The sequence below is a fragment of the Rhodococcus sp. D-46 genome (genome assembly GCF_011290655.1).
Taxonomy (GTDB): domain Bacteria; phylum Actinomycetota; class Actinomycetes; order Mycobacteriales; family Mycobacteriaceae; genus Rhodococcus_F; species Rhodococcus_F qingshengii.
Window position 1 is genome coordinate 45,714 of record NZ_JAANTF010000015.1, and the last position, 18,317, is coordinate 64,030.

Below are 18,317 nucleotides of genomic sequence, written 5' to 3' on the forward strand. Positions count from 1 at the left end.
AAGCGTTTCTCGTGGCACCGCCGTGCCGAGAACGCTTCTGCTGGCGTTGTCGGCAGCAGCTCTGTGGGGCAGCTCACGAATGACGTGGGTTCATCTGACCTCGAGCGACGGCAAGACGCTGGAGAGGACGACGGATCTCGACGGCAGCACCTGGGCGGCGGCGATGACTCCGCTCGCGCTCGCGCTTCTGGCGGCGATCGCGGCGTCGTTTGCGGTGCGAGGTTGGGCACTTCGGGTAGTCGGACTGTTGGTTGCCCTCGTCGCCGTCGCGGTAGCGGTTCCGGCAGTGCAGTTGTTGGTGTCCGGAGCCTCTGCGGACCGAGCGGTGGACTTGGCCGAGTTGTCCGGTCACCCGGAAGATCTCTCGACGACTGTTTCGGTATTGCCTGCCTTGCTTGCGTTGGTCGGAGCGGTGGCGGCGCTCGGCGCGGCGGCACTTCTGATGCGCAAACCTCCAGTGCGAGGCGGGTTGTCGTCGAAATACGACAACCCTGCCGCGCGCCGCGAGGCCGCAGCCAAGCTCGGTCAGGGAGACAAACCCGCATCGGACGAGCCTGTGACACAACGGATGTTGTGGGATGCGCTCGACGCCGGAGAGGACCCGACAGCGACTGACGGGGACGACGGAGTTGGGGGAGACAACGGCGCGAAACCGGGGTCGTCCCACTGAGTAAGACTGAACCCTCACCTGCGTGGGTACCCCGACGGAGTAGCAAAATTTCGTCCCACTAGGCTGAGACCACCCTGATGACGTATCTCACATCGGGCTCTTGCCCAGAAAGGATTCGGGCCACGATGACCGTACTCGACTCGATTCTCGACGGGGTGCGCGCTGATGTCGCCGCCCGCGAAGCCGTACTCGACTTCGCTGCAGTCAAGGCTGCTGCGGCCGCTGCACCGCCTGCACTCGATGCTGCAGCAGCACTTCTGGAATCGAGCATCGGCGTCATCGCCGAGGTCAAGCGAGCGAGCCCGTCAAAGGGTGCGTTGGCCGACATTGCCGATCCCGCTGAGCTTGCCGCGGCGTACCAAGCCGGTGGCGCACGCATCATCAGTGTTCTCACCGAAGAGCGCCGTTTTCACGGCTCGTTGGCCGACCTGGACGCAGTCCGTAAAGCGGTCACCATTCCGGTGCTCCGCAAGGACTTCATCGTGGGGCCGTACCAGATTCACGAGGCTCGCGCTCACGGCGCCGACGTCATCTTGCTGATCGTCGCGGCACTCGAGCAGCAGGCGCTCGCCTCGTTGATCGATCGCACCGAATCTCTGGGAATGACTGCCCTCGTCGAGGTGCACACGGAGGAAGAAGCCAACCGCGCGCTCGAAGCCGGCGCCAAGGTGATCGGTGTGAACGCCCGCAATCTCAAGACTCTCGAGGTGGACAAGAACACCTTCGGTCGCATCGCTCCCGGTCTTCCGACCGAGACGATCAAGATTGCCGAGTCCGGTGTTCGCGGAACTGCCGATCTGTTGGCGTACGCCGGGGCGGGCGCCGACGCAGTGCTCGTCGGTGAAGGCCTCGTGACCAGCGGCGACCCTCGCAAGGCCGTCGCAGATCTGGTCAATGCAGGTGCGCACCCGTCCTGCCCCAAACCGTCTCGATAAATCGCTTCACCCGCCCGGCGTGCTTTGATGCACCCGGGCGGTGACCAGCGACACCGTTGGGGCAGACTGGTGGGGTGACTTCACGTACTCAGGAACCAGGCTCCGGTGCAATATTCAAGGGCGGCAATCTGCCGCCGGCCAGCGCGGGACTCACCGAGCGCTCCCACGATCCCGACGCCGGAGGCCATTTCGGCGTCTACGGCGGACGGCATGTGCCGGAAGCCCTCATGGCGGTTATCGACGAAGTCACTGCGGAGTACGAAAAGGCTCGAGCGGACGACACGTTCTTGAACGAACTCGACCGCTTGCAGCGCGATTACACCGGGCGCCCGTCGCCGATTTTCGAGGCAACGCGAATGAGCGAGTTCGCCGGCGGTGCGCGCATCCTTCTCAAGCGTGAAGATCTGAACCACACCGGTTCTCACAAGATCAACAACGTTCTCGGTCAGGTTCTGCTGGCAAAGCGTATGGGCAAGACCCGCATCATCGCCGAGACCGGAGCGGGCCAGCACGGTGTGGCATCGGCAACCGCCTGTGCACTGCTCGGTCTCGAGTGCGTCATCTACATGGGTGCTGTCGACACCGAACGTCAAGCACTGAACGTCGCACGCATGCGCCTGCTCGGCGCGGAGGTCGTTTCGGTCGAGACCGGTTCGCGCACGCTCAAGGACGCGATCAACGAAGCCTTGCGCGACTGGGTTTCCCACGCGGACAACACCTATTACTGCTTCGGTACCGCGGCAGGCCCGCACCCGTTCCCCACCATCGTTCGGGACTTCCAGCGAGTGGTCGGCCTCGAAACACGCGTCCAGGTTCAGGCACTGACCGGCCGCCTGCCCGATGCAGTCACAGCCTGCGTCGGAGGCGGCTCCAACGCAATCGGAATCTTCCACCCGTTCATCGACGATCTGTCGGTACGGCTGGTTGGCTACGAAGCGGCCGGCGACGGTGTCGAAACCGGAAGGCATGCAGCAACGTTCGCCGGCGGTACCCCTGGTGCATTCCAGGGTGCCTACTCCTACCTCCTCCAGGACGAAGACGGTCAGACCATCGAATCGCACTCGATCTCTGCTGGTCTGGACTACCCGGGCGTCGGACCCGAGCACGCTTACCTGAGCGATATCGGGCGTGCGACCTACGAACCCGTCACCGACAGTGAAGCCATGGATGCGCTGCTGCTGCTCTCGCGCCGCGAGGGCATCATCCCGGCCATCGAATCGGCCCACGCCGTCGCCGGCGCACTCCGACTGGGCAAAGAACTCGGTGAGGGCGCGATCATCGTCGTCAATCTCTCCGGTCGCGGTGACAAGGACATGGACACCGCCGCAAGCTGGTTCGGTCTTTTCGACGGCGCCCCAGGTCAGGCAGCCGCTCCGGATGATGCAGCAGACGAGAACGACAACACGGAAGGCTCGGACAAGTGAGCGAACGACCATCACGCCTCGCACCCACCTTTGCCGCCTGCAAGGCTGACAAGCGTGCCGCCCTCGTCGGTTACCTGCCTGCCGGTTATCCGACCGTTCCCGAATCGATCGACGTGTTCAAGGCGATGGTCGACGGTGGCTGCGACATCATCGAAGTCGGTGTCGCGTATTCCGATCCGGTCATGGACGGTCCGACCATCCAGCGTGCAGCCGAAACTGCACTCACCAACGGCGTTCGCCTTCGCGACATCTTCACCGTGATCGAGCAGATCAGTTCGGTCGGCGGCAAGGCCGTCGTGATGACGTACTGGAACCCGGTACTGCAGTACGGCGTCGACAAGTTCGCACGAGACCTCGCTTCCGCCGGCGGGCTCGGACTGATCACCCCCAACCTCATTCCGGAAGAAGCCGGCGCCTGGATGGAAGCATCCGAGGAGCACCACCTCGACCGGATCTTCCTTGTCGCTCCGTCCTCGACGGAAGAACGACTCGCGATGACACTCGATGCGAGTAGTGGATTCATCTACGCGGCCTCGACGATGGGTGTCACCGGCGCTCGCGACGCCGTGTCTTCGATGGCTCCGGAACTGACCGCACGAATCCGCGCGCATTCCGACATTCCCGTCGGCGTCGGATTGGGAGTTCGCTCCGGCGCACAGGCTGCCGAAATCGCGGCATACGCCGATGCCGTCATCGTCGGCTCGGCTCTGGTCTCCGCGGTCGAGAACGGCCTGGGAGCGGTTCGCTCGCTCACCGAAGAACTCGCCGAGGGCGTCCGCTCGGCTACCGTGGCGTCGTGACCTCAACTGTGGACCTGCTGGCCTATATCCCCAGCCCGCCCCAAGGCGTCTGGTACGTCGGACCGGTGGCGCTTCGCGCCTACGCGCTCTTCATCATCCTCGGCATCATCGTCGCGATCGTGTGGGGAGATCGTCGTTGGGTCGCCCGCGGCGGCGAGAAGGGGACCGTTCTCGACATCGCGATCTGGGCCGTTCCCTTCGGTCTGATCGGTGGCAGGCTCTACCACGTTTTGACCGACTGGCCCGCCTATTTCGGCGAGAACGGTCAGCCACTCGACGCACTCAAGGTGTGGCAGGGAGGCCTCGGAATCTGGGGAGCAGTGTTCCTCGGCGGCATCGGTGCGTGGATCGGCTGCCGTCGACGCGGCATTCCGGTGTCCGCGCTCGGTGATGCGATTGCGCCCGGAATCTTGCTCGCGCAGGCCATCGGTCGTATCGGCAACTACTTCAACCAGGAGTTGTACGGTCGCGAGACCACCGTCCCATGGGGCCTCGAGATCTTCGAGCGTGTGAACTCTTCCGGCCAGCTCGATCAACTGGCAGGTGTCTCCAACGGAGAAGTCATTCGGGTCGTTCACCCGACGTTCCTCTACGAAGCTGTGTGGAACGTCCTGATCGTGATCCTGCTGGTCCTCGTCGACCGCCGATTCAAGATCGGCCACGGACGCCTGTTTGCTCTGTACGTCGCGGGCTATTGCCTGGGCCGGTTCGTCGTCGAACTGATGCGCGACGATTTCGCCTACGAGATCGCCGGCATTCGCGTCAACACATTCACTTCGGGGATCGTGTTCTTCGCCGCACTGGCCTACTTCTTCCTGGCGAAGAAGGGTCGTGAGGATCCGGCTGATTTGAAGTCGAAGGACTACGTCGCTGCGGTAGCTGCCGGCGAAGCAGGAGTCGCGGCGCCAGTTACCGAAACTGATTCGGCGAAGGCCGACGCGAAAGTCGCCGACGCTGAAGATTCTGAATCCGATGCTGCTGAATCCGCTTCCAGTGAGGCAAGCGCCTCCACGGCAGCGTCGGATGAGTCGTCGGACGCGGTGAAGCTGTCGAAGAAAGACAAGCCGTGACAGGTCCCTATTCGCAGGGGGGATTCCCCGAGGATCAGGGACCGGTCTACGGCGCGCCCAATCCGTACGGATATCAGCAGCCATTGCCGCCTCCATCGATGTACGGGTTCGGAGATCCCTACGCCCCGTACGGTCGGCACCCGGTAACCGGGGAACCGTATTCCGACAAGTCGAAGGCCACCGCTGGACTGTTGCAGATCTTGCTGGGCTTCTTCGGAATCTGTGGAGTCGGGCGCCTCTATATCGGAAGTGTCGGCATCGGATTGTGCCAACTGCTCGGCATGTTCTTCGCGCTGTTCATGTCGGCGTTCCTCATCGGAATTCCATTTGCGATCGGAATCTGGATCTGGGCGTTCGTCGACGGCATCGTGATACTTTCGGGCAATGCGCGGGACGGTGCTCGCCGGCCATTGCGAGGATGAGTCGCGAGCGCGAACCGAGGAAACATGTGTGGGGGACTGGCCTCGAGAAGGTCGAACCTTCTCGAAGTCCGATAACAAAAGCTATTACGTACCGTCGTCGAATCGAAGGAAAGTACGTTGCCTAACTTGAACAAGAATCCGGAACCTTCCGAGTCGGGGGACTCGTCTGGATCACAGCCGCCGGTTCCACCGCAGTTCGGGTCGCCGTTCGACTACGACGCGACGGCGGATGCGTCGTTGACGGAAACCTCGGCACCCACCGAAAAGACGCCGTCGACGGAGACCACCGGCACCGGTCCAGGCTGGGACACGTATTCGGGAGTCGGAAACGGTCCGGGGTGGGGAAACCACCCCATCTACCCGCCGCCGACCGGAACCGAATCGACCACAGCGTTTCCCGCTGCCGATTCTGATTCCACCCCGAATCAGCCGACAGCGCCGTACACGTCGCAGGAAAGTTACGCCGCCCAGAACTATCCGGCGCCTGACTACTCGAGCCCGACCCAAACCCCGACGGACGGTCCCGTCTACGGTGCACCGGCAGATCAGACTCCGAATCCCTACGCGGCTCCGCCGCAGGGCTACCCCCAGCCGGGATACTCACAGCCGGGTTACGGTCAGCCTCAGGGGTACCCACAAGCTCAGGGTTATCCTCAGCCTGGCTACGGCCTGGTCGACCCGTCCGCACCATACGGACGTGACCCGATGACCGGTGAACCGTACTCGGACAAGTCGAAGACGACTGCCGGATTGCTGGGCATTCTGCTCGGCGGATTCGGTGCAGGACGTTTTTATCTCAACCAGCCCGGCATGGCTGTCGCACAGATCGCGGTCACTTGGTTGACGTGTGGAATCGGTGGCATCTGGCCGCTCATCGACGGAATCATGATGTTGACCGGCAGTGTGCGCGATCAGTACAACCGCCCTTTGCGTAGCTGATCGAAACGACCGTCGGCAAGTGTGACCCCCTGATGCCTCGGTATCAGGGGGTCACCGTTTTGCTCTCGCGACCTGCGGTTATGGGCTGATAAACTAGCGCACGTCGGCTGCATGTCCGCGTGGAGGTCGCCGAGTGCTGTTTTCTCGAATACCTGAACCTCGGGGCCTGTACGACCCCGATCAGGAAACCGATTCGTGTGGTGTAGCCGTGGTAGCAGACACCTCTGGACGCCACCTGCATTCCATTGTCGACGATGCGCTCGCGGTCCTGGGCAATCTCTCCCATCGCGGCGCAGTTGGGCGCGAATCCAACAGCGGAGACGGCGCGGGCATTCTGATTCAGCTGCCGACGGAGTTCTTCGACGCGGTGACCGGGTTCGAGCTTCCACCACCCAACGCGATGGGTGAGAACACCTACGCGGCCGGAAACTGCTTTCTCCCGGTGGATCAGGAAGCACGTTGGCGCGCGGTAGTTCGGATACACCGGTACGCAGCGGCAGAAGGACTGCGGATTATCGGGTGGCGAGAGGTGCCGGTCGACCGAGACTGCGTCGGAACCGTTGCCGCGCAGTGCGCTCCGTACGTCAGTCAGTGTTTTGTGACGTGCGCCGAGTCGCGAGATCGTAGTGTGGGCGGAATTGCCTTGGACAGACGAGTGTTTGCGCTCAGGAGACAGGTCGAGCGGATTCACTGTGCCAACACTGCAGTGTATTTCCCCTCGTTGTCCGCCCGAACCATCGTGTACAAGGGCATGCTGACGCCGACGCAGTTACCCGGTTACTTCACCGACCTACGCGACGACCGAATGCGAACTGCGTTGGCAGTCGTGCACAGTCGATATTCCACGAACACATTTCCGTCGTGGCCACTCGCTCAGCCGTATCGCTGCATCGCCCACAACGGCGAGATCAATACGATTGTGGGAAACAGGAATTGGATGCGCGCTCGCGAGCCGATGCTGCGGAGCACACTTTTAGGTGGGGACATCGATCGCCTGTTTCCGATCTGCACCCCGGGAGGATCCGACTCTTCGTCGTTCGACGAAGTACTGGAGTTTTTGACGCTCGGGGGCCGCAGTGTGCAACACGCCATCGCGATGATGATTCCCGGAGCCTGGGAGAACGATTCTTCGATGCCCGACGAGATAAAGGCCTTCTACCAATTTCACGGTTGTCTGATGGAACCGTGGGACGGTCCGGCGTCCGTGACGTTCAGCGACGGCATTGTTGTCGGGGCCGTGTTGGATCGCAACGGTCTTCGCCCAGGGCGATGGTGGCGGATGAAGAACGACCGTATCGTGTTGGCCAGTGAGAGCGGTGTGTTCGACGCTCCCACGTCCGAGGTGTTGGAGAAGGGGCGCCTCGAACCGGGACGCATGTTTCTCGTGGACACCGCTCGCCATCGGATCGTTTCCGATGCGGAGATCAAGTCCGAACTCGCGAGCACAGCCCCCTACCGGGACTGGGTCGACGGGGGATTGGTCGACCTCGAGGAAATCCCCGAGACTGCGCCTGCCCGAGGCGATCCGGCTCCGCTGTTGCAACGGCAGTTGCTCTTCGGATACCACGCCGAGGACGTGCGGGACATTCTTGTCCCGATGGCAAGCTCAGGATCGGAGCCGTTGGGATCGATGGGTGTCGACACGCCTCTCGCCGTTCTTTCGGATCGGCCGAAGCTGTTGTACGACTACTTTATTCAGCTCTTTGCTCAGGTGACCAACCCGCCTTTGGACGCGATTCGCGAGGAAGTCGTCACTACGCTTGGTGTCACCCTCGGCGCTGAGCAGAACTTGTTCGAAGCGTCGGCGCTGTCGTGCCGAAGGATTGTTCTCGACAAACCGGTGATCGGACCGGGGAAGATGGCGAAGGTCGCCGAACTATACGGCGCAAGAACTCCGAGAAGCGCTGTCCTTCGCGCAGGTTTCGATCCGAGGGGCAGTCTCACCGAAGGCGTCGAGAGGCTTCGTGAGTCCGCCCGAACAGCCGCCGCAGCCGGAATCGAGATTCTGGTGATCTCCGACCGTGGATCAGGCCCTGAGCAGGCTCCCATTCCGTCATTGCTCGCAGTATCAGCCGTGCACCACGATCTGGTTCGTCATGGCCTGCGGACCAAGGTTTCCCTTGTCGTCGACTCGGGTGACGCGCGCGAAGTTCATCACATCGCGCTGCTGATCGGCTACGGTGCGGCGGCTGTCCACCCGTATCTTGCTCTCGAATCTGTCCAAGCCCTCAGCGAGCAGGACGAACTTCCCGGGATAGATCCGAAGACTGCGGCGGACAACTACCTGAGAGCAACAAATTTCGGCGTGCTCAAAGTGATGTCGAAGATGGGAATCGCTACGGTTCACTCCTACACGGGCGCACAGGTATTCGAGGCCGTGGGCTTGGGTCGAGAGTTGGTCGACGAATACTTCTGCAACACACGGAGCCGGATCGGCGGGATCGGTATCACCGAAGTCGCGCGCGAAGTTCTGATGCGCCACACGGCTGCGTTCTCGTCGTCCGCAGTGCAGCATCGTCAGTTCGACAATCGTCAGTTGACCGACAGCGGACAGTACCGGTATCGCCGCGATGGTGAATTGCATGTGTTCACACCCGAATCCGTGTTCTTCCTTCAGCATGCGACCCGGACGGGGCGAAGTGAAATCTTTCGCCGCTACAGCGATGAAGTCGATCGACTGAGCGCGCAGGGCGGAACACCGCGGGGATTGTTTCGATTTCGGTGTGAGGTTCGTCCGCCGATTCCGCTCGATCAGGTCGAACCCATCGAGATGATTCTCGCTCGATTCAACACCGGTGCGATGAGCTACGGTTCCCTCTCTGCGGAGGCGCACGAGACGATGGCGGTTGCGATGAATGCTCTCGGCGGGCGTTCCAACACCGGTGAGGGCGGAGAGTCGCCGGAGCGGTTGCGTGACGACAAGCGTCGAAGCGCAGTCAAGCAGGTCGCGAGTGGGCGCTTCGGGGTGACCAGCGATTACCTGGTCAATGCCACCGACATTCAGATCAAGATGGCCCAAGGTGCCAAGCCCGGTGAAGGAGGGCAGCTTCCGGGGTCCAAGGTGTACCCGTGGATCGCGGAAACCCGGTACTCGACGCCTGGGGTCGGGCTCATTTCTCCGCCCCCGCACCACGACATCTATTCGATCGAGGATCTCGCCCAATTGATCTATGACCTCAGATGCGCAAACGATCGTGCGCGGATACACGTGAAATTGGTCAGCGCAGTCGGAGTCGGGACTGTTGCGGCAGGTGTGGCCAAAGCGCACGCCGACGTGGTGCTGATCTCCGGTCACGACGGTGGGACGGGTGCTGCGGCACTCTCGTCCATCCACCACGCGGGTACGCCGTGGGAGATCGGGCTGGCCGAAACTCAGCAGACCCTGGTGCTCAACGGGTTACGCGATCGGATCGTCGTCCAGTGTGACGGGGGTTTGCGCACGGCGCGGGACGTCGTCGTCGCCGCGTTGCTGGGGGCGCAGGAGTACGGGTTTTCCACGGCGCCACTCATCGCGGCCGGGTGCGTCATGATGCGGGTATGTCACCTCGACACCTGCCCCGTCGGAGTAGCGACGCAGAATCCCGAACTGCGCGAGCGATTCACCGGCCGGCCCGAGTACGTCGAGAACTTCTTTCGCTTCATCGCCGCCGACGTACGACGGTTGTTGGCAGAACTGGGGTTTCGAAGTATCGACGATGCGCTGGGGCACGCAGACGTATTGGAAATGTCTCCGGCGGTGGCGCATTGGAAGAGCCGCACGTTGGACCTCTCACCACTCTTCGACGTTCCGGCCGCGCCGACCGGCGCGGCCTACCCGCCGTGTGTACCTGTTTCGAGCGAACTCGAACGCACCCTGATCGAGTGCGCCGCGAACTCACTCGAGGACGCTCGACCCGTGCATATCGAACTGCCAGTACACAATACGGATCGGGCGGTGGGAACGAGGCTGGGCGCAGAGGTGACCAGACGCTACGGCGCCGTCGGGCTACCTCAAGGCACCATCGACGTCGTGCTCCGTGGAACGGCAGGCCAGTCACTCGGTGCGTTCCTGCCACCGGGCATCTCGCTGGTCGTTGTCGGCGATGCAAACGATTACGTGGGAAAGGGGCTCTCGGGTGGACGAATTGTGCTTCGGCCGAGTGAGGACGCACCCTTCGTGGCCGAGGAGCAGGTGATTGCCGGCAATACGCTGCTGTACGGCGCTACGAGCGGTGCGCTCTATGCCAGGGGGCGTGTCGGGGAACGATTCGCGGTGCGAAACTCGGGTGCGGTCGCTGTGGTGGAAGGCGTCGGCGACCATGCGTGTGAGTACATGACCGGGGGTCGCGTCGTCATCATCGGCCCAACTGGTAGGAACCTTGCTGCGGGAATGTCGGGCGGAATTGCCTTCGTACTCGATGTGAAGGCAGAGAAGGTCAACCGCGACATGGTCGTGCTGGAGCGGCCTTCGGCGGAAGACTGTCGTCAGCTGGTCGACATTCTCGGCGAGCATTTGGCTGCGACCGGCTCGCCGGTGGCTGCGAAACTTCTCGACGACTGGGTTGGCCAGAGTCCGAGATTCACCAAAGTCTTGCCTGTCGACTACCGGAAGGTCGTGGAAGAGAACGAACTGGTGGAGCCGGCTCATGCCTGACGCACGCGGGTTCCTCACCGTGAAACGATCCGACGCACCGACCAGACCGCCCGATGTGCGTGTCGGCGACTGCGCGTCGGTATACGAGTCGCTGGATCCCGTCGTGCGAAATCGAGACGTATCTGCACAGGCCTCGCGTTGCATGGACTGCGCTGTGCCGTACTGCCATTCGGCCGACGTAGGGTGTCCGCTCGGCAATCTCATTCCGGAATGGAACGACCTGGTTCGGCGTGGACGGTGGTCCGAAGCCTCGGAGAATCTGCATTCCACCAACAATTTCCCCGAGTTCACCGGACATCTGTGCCCCGCACCGTGCGAAACGGCGTGCGTTCTCGCACTCGACGACGAGCACACGTCGGGGGGTGTCACCATCAAGCGCATCGAACAGGCGATTGTCGACAACGCCTGGGAGTCGGGTTGGTTGGGGCCGCAGGCTGCGGTAGTTCACAGCGGAAACCGTGTTGCGGTTGTCGGTTCGGGACCGGCGGGACTGGCCGCGGCTCAACAACTGACACGAGCCGGACACAGTGTCACGGTGTTCGAGCGGAGCGATCGGATCGGGGGACTGCTTCGCTACGGAATTCCTGAATTCAAGTTGCCCAAGGCCCTCATCGACCGGCGGCTGGACCAACTTACCGCCGAGGGGACCCGATTCGTCACTGACTGCGCCGTCGGAGTGAACGTGAGCGCGCACGACCTCCTGACGGATTTCGAGGCGGTAGTCCTGGCGGTCGGGGCTGATCGTGCCAGAGACACCGACGTACCGGGTCGTAGTCTTCGCGGAATCCATCCTGCGATGACGTACCTGCGGGCGGCCAACTGCGAATGCGAGGGTGATGGTGCGTCGAGCATCTCGGCGCGAGGTAAGAACGTCGTGATCATCGGTGGCGGCGACACGGCCGCCGACTGCCTCGGCACGGTGCATCGCCAGGGTGCGCTCTCGGTGACGGAATTGGACTACCACGTCCCACCTCCGGCACGCCGCGATCGAGATCGCGACCCATGGCCGTTGTGGCCGCGGGTCCTGCGCACCTCGCCGGCGGACGAGGAGGGCAGTGACAAACGATTCCGATGGGCGGCGCAGGAATTTCTCGACGACGGTGGGGGTGCGGTCCGCGCAATCCGGATGGTTCCGGTAGCCGTGTCACGAGCGAAGGACGGACAACGGACCCTGGTGGAGACCGGCGACACGACGGATCTGGTGTGCGAGATGGTCCTGCTCGCTCTGGGTTTCGACGGCGTCGAAACCGCCCCGCTGCTCACCGACCTTGATGTCGGCACCGATCCACTCGGCAGAATCGAGTGTGATGTCGGGTGGCAGACCCGGACACCCGGCGTATTCGTCTGCGGCGACGCGCATCGCGGGGCGTCGCTGGTCGTGTGGGCGATTGCCGAGGGACGGTCGGCCGCACGTGCCGTCGACATGTTTCTCACAGGCGAGTCGGCGCTTCCGGCTCCGGTTCATCCAAAGGCATTTCCGCTGTTCGTGAGCTGACCAACTGAATCGAGTAAGTACAGAAAGTGCAGGTCGCAAATGCCGGATAGAAGTGCGGTGGGGTAGCGACTAGGCTCGAGCCGTGAACCGACGGACAAAAATTGTATGCACACTTGGACCCGCGACAGCTTCTGGCGACCGCATCCGTGAGCTCGTGGAGAGCGGCATGGACGTGGCGCGCCTCAACTTCAGCCACGGCGAGCATGCCGATCACGAAGAAAACTACATTCGCGTCCGCGCCGCGTCGGACGCCACCGGAAAGGCCGTCGGTGTTCTCGCCGACCTTCAGGGGCCCAAGATTCGCCTCGGCCGATTCAAGGACGAGCGGACCACCTGGGCCAACGGTGAAGAGGTTCGTATCACCGTCGACGACGTCGAGGGAACGCACGATCGCGTCGGGACCACGTACAAGGAATTGGCGCGCGACGCCAAGGCCGGTGATCGACTGCTGGTCGACGACGGAAAGGTCGGCCTGGTCGTCACGTCCATCGACGGCAACGACGTCGTCTGTCGGGTCACCGAAGGCGGTCCGGTCAGCAACAACAAGGGCCTCTCACTGCCCGGTATGAACGTCTCCGTTCCAGCCCTGTCGGGCAAGGACATCGCCGACCTCGAGTTTGCGCTCAAGTTGGGCGTCGACTTCATTGCCCTGTCTTTCGTTCGCTCACCCGCGGATGTCGAATTGGTTCACGCCATCATGGATCGAGTCGGGCGCCGCGTTCCCGTCATCGCGAAGCTCGAGAAGCCCGAGGCCATCGACAATCTCGAAGCCATCGTGCTCGCGTTCGACGCAGTCATGGTCGCCCGCGGTGACCTCGGTGTCGAGTTGCCGCTCGAGCAGGTCCCGCTCGTTCAGAAGCGCGCAATCCAGATTGCTCGTGAGAACGCGAAGCCGGTCATCGTCGCGACGCAGATGCTCGAGTCGATGATCGAGAACTCACGTCCCACTCGCGCAGAGGCATCCGATGTCGCCAACGCCGTTCTCGACGGCGCCGACGCAGTCATGCTCTCGGGCGAGACTTCGGTGGGCAAGTACGTCATGGAAACCGTTCGCACCATGGCCCGCATCGTCGAGGCCGTCGAGAACGAATCAACCCGTGTCCCACCGTTGACCCACGTCCCGCGCACCAAGCGCGGTGTCATCTCGTACGCAGCACGCGACATCGGCGAACGTCTCGACGCCAAGGCCTTGGTTGCGTTCACTCAGTCCGGTGACACGGTGCGTCGACTGGCTCGTCTGCACACGCCGCTGCCGTTGCTCGCCTTCACACCGCTGCCCGCGGTGCGCAGTCAGCTGACGCTGACGTGGGGAACCGAGACGTTCCTGGTCGATGCGGTGGCCACCACCGACGAGATGGTGCGTCAGGTGGACAGTGCGTTGCTCTCCCTCGGGCGGTACGTCAAGGGCGACCTCGTGGTCATCGTTGCCGGGTCCCCTCCGGGAACTGTCGGTTCCACCAACCTCATTCACGTCCACCGCATCGGTGAAGAGGACCACTGAGTGACCCACGCGAACGCGTCCACCGACCTCGGTACTCTCCTCGGTTTGTTGGATCTGGAGCAGATCGGTGAAGACGCGTTCCGTGGATACCACCCGAAACAGGTAGGTTCGCGGACGTTCGGCGGTCAGTTGGTGTCTCAGGCACTGATGGCCGCCGGGCGGACCGTCGACGGTGATCGCCCCATCCATGCGGTGAATGCCCATTTCATTCGCGGCGGAGATGTCAAGGCGCCCATCGAGTATCGGGTGGATCGTCATCGCGACGGGCGGGCGTTCGCCAACCGTCAGGTGACTGCCTATCAGGGTGAGAACGAATTGTTCGTGATGCTCGCGGCGTTCCAGGACTCCGGCAAGGGGCTCGACCATGCTGTCGAGATCCCGGATGTTCCACTTCCGGAGTCGTTGCCTCCCATCGGCGATCATCTGGTGGGGTACGAGGAAAAACTGCCGCATTTCAGTGCAGCGCTCAAGCCGATCGACATGCGGTACGCCAACGATCCGGCGTGGATCCTCAAGGGCACCGGCGAGAAACTCAACCACAATCGGGTGTGGATGCGCCCCGACGGTGATCTGCCGGACGATTCGCTCATTCACGCTGCGACGCTGGCATATTCGTCCGACACCACCGTGCTCGATTCGATTCTGACCACTCATGGTTTGTCCTGGGGTCATGATCGTATCGTCGCGGCGACGGTCAATCATTCGATCTGGTTCCATCGCCCGTTCCGGTTCACCGACTGGGTCCTGTACGCCACCGAATCGCCGGTCGCCGCAGGTTCGCGCGGTCTGGCAACCGGACGGTACTTCTCGGTGGAAGGACTGCTGTTGGCGACGGTGGTCCAAGAAGGAATGATCAGGCATTTCCCGCGTAAAGGGGAATGAGATGCGGGCCCGAGACCGAACTCGGGCCCAGAATCAAGCAGACTTGCGATATTGCGGTGAGAGTTCGTCGGCGCGGTCCCACGGAGACCAGTCGACTTCGCGTCCATCGAGTTGGGCCGCAACAACTTCCAAGCCCGCGTGCCAACCGGCGGCGTGCGCGTACGCGGACTCCTCGTCCTCCATCGTGTGGGTGAGAGTCAGCCAACAGCCGCCGGTGCCGTCCGGTGCCAGTTCCCAATGAAGAGTGTCTGCGTCCCAGAGGAATTCGAGAATTCGGTGCGGGTGGACGCTGATGACCGTCCCGCGCGTCACGTGATCTGCGGGCAGTCCGAAACGCTCGACTTGTTCCGGTGTCACCTTGAACAGTAGATCCGCGCCGGGAGTGAGATCGAAATCGACGTCCGCCGGAAACCAGGCGTCGAGGTACTCGCGTTCCGTTATCACTTTCCAGACCTTGTCCGGTGCGTGCGGAATCGCCAGTTGGAAGCTCAGTGACACCCGACCGTCATAGGTCAGGTTTATCTTGCCGTTGTCCATCGGTGCCTCCAATGCTTGGTGCCCGTGCGGTTGCCCCCATCGTGCCATCTAATTGCACAGGATGGAATAACTGCAGGTCAGATCGTTACCTATTGATAGGTTATGTCGATTTGTCTCGTTTTGTGAGTGGCGTTCTCGACGCGTTTCGTGGCGGTGAAGCAACCGCGCGGTACGCTGACCACGCACGACTGGCGCGGGTGGGAATTACCACCGGGGAGTGCACATCGCGAGGCATCGACCGCCTGGGTGCTTCACACATCTTGTGTGAAGGGGATCCATGTCTATCGAGAATCGGCCCACCGAAAATCTGTCTACCGAAAATCTGCCCAGCCAGAACGTGGCCGCTCGAATAATCGACGGACGCGCAATTGCCGATGCTGCGCTCGCGGACCTGTCGGTGCGCACCAGGCAGTTTCGTGATGAGGCGGGGCACGTTCCTTGCCTGGCCGCCGTCATCGTGGGAGCGGACCCGGCCTCGAAGGCGTATGTACAGATGAAGGCCAAACGATCTGTCGCCGTCGGAATGACGTCGCGGACGGTCGAACTCCCGGTGAGTACAACCACCGAAGAACTGGTCGACGTGCTGAGAGCGTTGTCGGCGGACCCTTCGATCGACGGCATACTGCTGCAACACCCGGTGCCAGGCCACATCGACGAACGGGCCGCGTTCGATGCCATCTCGGCCGACAAAGACGTTGACGGCGTTACCTCGGCAGCGTTCGCGGCAATGGCGTTGACCGGTGGGGGATTCGAATCATGTACACCGAGTGGCATCCTGCGCCTCCTCGACGCCACAGGCGTCGAACTCTCCGGAAAGCATGCCGTCGTGGTCGGCCGAAGCCCGATACTCGGATTGCCGATGGGAATGCTCCTCCTGCGTCGAGGCGCAACGGTGACATACTGCCATTCGCGCACCGTCGACCTGGCCGCACACGTCGCCTCGGCAGACGTCGTCATCGCGGCCGTCGGTGTTCCGGAACTGATCAAAGGGACGTGGATCAAGCCTGGGGCAGTGGTGATCGATGCGGGGTACAACGAGGGCAACGTCGGAGATGTGGAGTACGCCGCTGCGCTCCCACATGCCGGTGCGATCACACCGGTGCCGGGTGGCGTCGGCCCCATGACGGTGGCAGTCCTGCTGGAACAAACACTGGCAGCAGCAGTTCGAGCAGCGGACGTTCGGGCATGCAGTGAGAATCATGACAGTCGTGTTGAACCGGACCCCGCAATCGCCTCGGATCGATTGTGAGACCTCGGTTTCGAGACGGAGTATTCATCCGCCCCGCGATAACCGAATTACCGCGTCGAGCACCGCTGCGCTGGAATGGCTGAGCTGAGCGCGCAATTGGGTATTCGACAGTCAGCTGTCTGCCTTGGGGATGTCGATCGTCAACTGGGACGGTGAATCGGATGTCGATACGGTGTATGCCGGACGGATGTCGACCGTGCCGACAAACGACTGCAGGATCGCACTGTTCCTGGCTGCACTGTCTATGCGCGTGATGTTTTCGCCCTCGTGAGATACGGAGTTGAGCGACGAATCCGATTGGACTCCCATCAGGTCGACTTGAAGTATCGATCGACTTCCGACGTCCACGACTGTGCTGTCACCCGCTCGGATTGCTTCACTGACGTATTCGGTTTTCCAGAACACAGATCCGCTTCCGTCGAAGCGATAGGTGATGCGGGTGAAACCATCGTGATCGATCACGTCGATCTCGGTCACATCGACGCGCGGAGTCGGTGAAGGGACCTCCGTGTCGTTCGGGAACGGGGGAGGCATGGAGATCTCGGTGGATGGGGCATCGACAGGGGGAGAGCCGACCTGAAGGGTGCCGGTCTGTGTTGCAGCATCGAGCGCGGCCTGGGTGGAAGATTCGCCGGCAGTGCTGGATTCGCCGGCAGTATTGGATTGGCCGTCTGTTTGACACCCGGTGAGCAGCGCGAGAATCGATATGGCTCCGAGCAGAGCAATCAGCCGGTGACCGTTCATGGATCGAATCTAACGGCGGTCGATCTGGGGTACAGCCGAATGCCGAAACCTTGCGGTGCGGCCAGCTGCGGCAGGTGGTGCCCTCGGTGAGACTCGAACTCACACTGGACGGGTTTTGAATCCGTTTCCTCTGCCAATTGGGATACGAGGGCTTGTTGCGATGACTACATTAGAAGATGCGATTTCAATGTCAAACACCGGTACCCTCTAATCGTTCGCGTCTCGTGTCGGGGCGGTTCGATGGAGGAGGATGGTGGCCATGAATTCGCCGCAGCCGCAAGGCAATCAGCTCGCACCCCGTCGTGTTGTCGTCGCTGAAGACGAGGCGTTGATCCGCATGGATCTGGTCGAGATGCTCCGCGAAGAGGGCTACGACGTCGTCGGTGAGGCCGGTGACGGGCAGGTCGCGGTGGAGTTGGCCGAGTCGCTCAAGCCTGATCTGGTCATCATGGACGTGAAAATGCCCAGGAGAGACGGCATCGACGCCGCTTCGGAGATTGCCGCCAAACGCATCGCTCCTGTTGTCATTCTCACAGCGTTCAGTCAGCGCGAGTTGGTCGAGCGCGCACGCGATGCCGGCGCCATGGCTTACTTGGTCAAGCCGTTCTCGATCAGTGACCTCGTTCCCGCTGTCGAATTGGCGGTCAGTCGTTTCCGCGAGGTGACGGCGCTCGAGCGTGAGGTCGCTGATCTTTCGGACCGGCTCGAAGCACGCAAGCTGATCGAGCGAGCCAAGAGTGTTCTGATGGTTCGCCAAGCGCTCACCGAACCTGAGGCGTTCAAGTGGATTCAGCGCGCCGCGATGGATCGGCGCTCCACGATGAAGGCGGTCGCACAGGTCGTACTGGAAACTCTGGGCGGTGAACCGGACGCTTGAGCAAAGTGTCCGGGTTACCCGGTTGCTGCGTCGACCGTCGAAACGTCGCGCAGCGCTACAGCCGTGTAAACACTGTGCACCTTCAGATAACAGTCAGGTCACAGGGCTTTCTTGAAGGATCGCGAAACGGTTCCAAGGT

General features: G+C 62.2%; 15 protein-coding genes and 1 tRNA gene. 13 read left to right on the top strand and 3 right to left on the bottom strand.

Annotation, left to right across the window (positions count from 1 at the left end):
* Positions 1 to 79: 79 nt before the first annotated feature.
* From G9U53_RS30950 to G9U53_RS31000, 11 genes are all read left to right on the top strand, one after another.
* Positions 80 to 670, top strand: a complete 591-nt coding sequence (locus tag G9U53_RS30950; protein WP_234552487.1) for a TIGR02234 family membrane protein — start codon at positions 80 to 82, stop codon at positions 668 to 670.
* A 125-nt stretch (positions 671 to 795) separates the two neighbouring features.
* Positions 796 to 1,605 carry an indole-3-glycerol phosphate synthase TrpC gene (gene trpC / locus G9U53_RS30955; RefSeq protein WP_003944016.1) on the top strand — a complete coding sequence of 270 codons (810 nt, stop codon included), beginning with the start codon at positions 796 to 798 and terminating at the stop codon, positions 1,603 to 1,605.
* Positions 1,606 to 1,679: 74 nt separating this feature from the next.
* On the top strand, positions 1,680 to 3,029 hold the full coding sequence (gene trpB, locus G9U53_RS30960) for a tryptophan synthase subunit beta (protein ID WP_165639863.1): 1,350 nt from the start codon (positions 1,680 to 1,682) through the stop codon (positions 3,027 to 3,029).
* Positions 3,026 to 3,829, top strand: coding sequence for a tryptophan synthase subunit alpha (gene trpA, locus G9U53_RS30965; RefSeq protein WP_003944010.1), 804 nt, complete (start codon positions 3,026 to 3,028; stop codon positions 3,827 to 3,829). Before trpB ends, trpA begins: the two co-directional genes overlap by 4 nt.
* The gene (lgt, locus tag G9U53_RS30970; RefSeq protein ID WP_180279703.1) at positions 3,826 to 4,899 is read left to right on the top strand and encodes a prolipoprotein diacylglyceryl transferase; all 1,074 of its coding nucleotides are present in this window, start codon (positions 3,826 to 3,828) and stop codon (positions 4,897 to 4,899) included. Before trpA ends, lgt begins: the two co-directional genes overlap by 4 nt.
* Positions 4,896 to 5,321 (top strand): TM2 domain-containing protein, encoded by a 426-nt coding sequence (locus G9U53_RS30975; protein WP_030536756.1) that lies wholly within the window; start codon positions 4,896 to 4,898, stop codon positions 5,319 to 5,321. The genes lgt and G9U53_RS30975 overlap by 4 nt, the downstream gene beginning before the upstream one ends.
* Positions 5,322 to 5,447: 126 nt before the next feature.
* Positions 5,448 to 6,260, top strand: a complete 813-nt coding sequence (locus G9U53_RS30980; protein WP_165639873.1) for a TM2 domain-containing protein — start codon at positions 5,448 to 5,450, stop codon at positions 6,258 to 6,260.
* Positions 6,261 to 6,393: 133 nt separating this feature from the next.
* On the top strand, positions 6,394 to 10,893 hold the full coding sequence (gltB, locus tag G9U53_RS30985) for a glutamate synthase large subunit (protein WP_165639864.1): 4,500 nt from the start codon (positions 6,394 to 6,396) through the stop codon (positions 10,891 to 10,893).
* Positions 10,886 to 12,388 carry a glutamate synthase subunit beta gene (locus G9U53_RS30990; RefSeq protein ID WP_165639865.1) on the top strand — a complete coding sequence of 501 codons (1,503 nt, stop codon included), beginning with the start codon at positions 10,886 to 10,888 and terminating at the stop codon, positions 12,386 to 12,388. The genes gltB and G9U53_RS30990 overlap by 8 nt, the downstream gene beginning before the upstream one ends.
* Positions 12,389 to 12,470: 82 nt before the next feature.
* Positions 12,471 to 13,889 (top strand): pyruvate kinase, encoded by a 1,419-nt coding sequence (pyk, locus tag G9U53_RS30995; RefSeq protein WP_003944038.1) that lies wholly within the window; start codon positions 12,471 to 12,473, stop codon positions 13,887 to 13,889.
* Complete coding sequence (locus tag G9U53_RS31000) at positions 13,890 to 14,771, top strand: acyl-CoA thioesterase II (protein WP_003944096.1); 882 nt, start codon at positions 13,890 to 13,892, stop codon at positions 14,769 to 14,771.
* A 33-nt stretch (positions 14,772 to 14,804) separates the two neighbouring features.
* Here the strand turns inward: G9U53_RS31000 and G9U53_RS31005 are convergent, their stop codons facing one another.
* Positions 14,805 to 15,308, bottom strand: coding sequence for an SRPBCC domain-containing protein (locus G9U53_RS31005; protein ID WP_042923025.1), 504 nt, complete (start codon positions 15,306 to 15,308; stop codon positions 14,805 to 14,807).
* A gap of 277 nt (positions 15,309 to 15,585) precedes the next feature.
* Between G9U53_RS31005 and G9U53_RS31010 the strand changes: the two genes are divergently transcribed.
* Positions 15,586 to 16,557, top strand: coding sequence for a tetrahydrofolate dehydrogenase/cyclohydrolase catalytic domain-containing protein (locus G9U53_RS31010; protein ID WP_058037523.1), 972 nt, complete (start codon positions 15,586 to 15,588; stop codon positions 16,555 to 16,557).
* Positions 16,558 to 16,668: 111 nt separating this feature from the next.
* On the opposite strand, the gene G9U53_RS31015 is transcribed toward G9U53_RS31010, so the two are convergent.
* Together G9U53_RS31015 and G9U53_RS31020 are read right to left on the bottom strand one after the other, a co-directional pair.
* The gene (locus tag G9U53_RS31015; protein ID WP_007728715.1) at positions 16,669 to 17,301 is read right to left on the bottom strand and encodes a hypothetical protein; all 633 of its coding nucleotides are present in this window, start codon (positions 17,299 to 17,301) and stop codon (positions 16,669 to 16,671) included.
* A gap of 75 nt (positions 17,302 to 17,376) precedes the next feature.
* Positions 17,377 to 17,453 (bottom strand) — tRNA-Leu (locus G9U53_RS31020).
* A gap of 107 nt (positions 17,454 to 17,560) precedes the next feature.
* Between G9U53_RS31020 and G9U53_RS31025 the strand changes: the two genes are divergently transcribed.
* Positions 17,561 to 18,178, top strand: a complete 618-nt coding sequence (locus G9U53_RS31025) for an ANTAR domain-containing response regulator (protein ID WP_003944029.1) — start codon at positions 17,561 to 17,563, stop codon at positions 18,176 to 18,178.
* Positions 18,179 to 18,317 lie beyond the last annotated feature (139 nt).

Bases quoted from the DNA above. Each gene is read 5' to 3' on its own strand.
- G9U53_RS31010 (WP_058037523.1), top strand. From the start codon at position 15,586: ATGTCTATCGAGAATCGGCCCACCGAAAATCTGTCTACCGAAAATCTG.
- G9U53_RS31005 (WP_042923025.1), bottom strand. From the start codon at position 15,308: ATGGACAACGGCAAGATAAACCTGACCTATGACGGTCGGGTGTCACTG.
- trpC (WP_003944016.1), top strand. From the start codon at position 796: ATGACCGTACTCGACTCGATTCTCGACGGGGTGCGCGCTGATGTCGCC.
- G9U53_RS31025 (WP_003944029.1), top strand. From the start codon at position 17,561: ATGAATTCGCCGCAGCCGCAAGGCAATCAGCTCGCACCCCGTCGTGTT.
- G9U53_RS30950 (WP_234552487.1), top strand. From the start codon at position 80: ATGACGTGGGTTCATCTGACCTCGAGCGACGGCAAGACGCTGGAGAGG.
- G9U53_RS31015 (WP_007728715.1), bottom strand. From the start codon at position 17,301: ATGAACGGTCACCGGCTGATTGCTCTGCTCGGAGCCATATCGATTCTC.
- G9U53_RS30990 (WP_165639865.1), top strand. From the start codon at position 10,886: ATGCCTGACGCACGCGGGTTCCTCACCGTGAAACGATCCGACGCACCG.